Source organism: Rhodococcus spongiicola (genome assembly GCF_004011835.1).
GTDB lineage: Bacteria > Actinomycetota > Actinomycetes > Mycobacteriales > Mycobacteriaceae > Prescottella > Prescottella spongiicola.
On record NZ_RKLN01000024.1, the window covers coordinates 1 to 249 of the forward strand.

The window sequence follows — 249 nt, forward strand, 5'->3', positions numbered from 1 at the left end:
TTGGCGGGGTTGCCGGATGTGTTGGCGTTGCCGACGGACCGGCCGCGGCCTGCGGTGCGGTCGGGTGTGGGTGGTTGTGTGGAGTTCGCGGTGTCTTCGGTGACGGTGGGGCGGGTGCGGTCGTGGGCGCGGGAGCGGGGGGCGACTGCGTTCATGGTGGTGCATGCGGCGCTTGCGGTGGTGTTGGCGAAGCTCAGTGGCAGCACCGATGTTGCGGTGGGGTCGGCGGTCGCGGGTCGGGGTGAGGCG

1 protein-coding gene is annotated in these 249 nt (G+C 71.9%); it reads left to right on the plus strand.

The features are described 5' to 3' along the window. Nucleotides 1–18 precede the first annotated feature (18 nt). Nucleotides 19–249 (plus strand): condensation domain-containing protein (locus tag EF834_RS18085; RefSeq protein ID WP_328590573.1); only part of this gene is annotated, 231 nt, incomplete at its 3' end.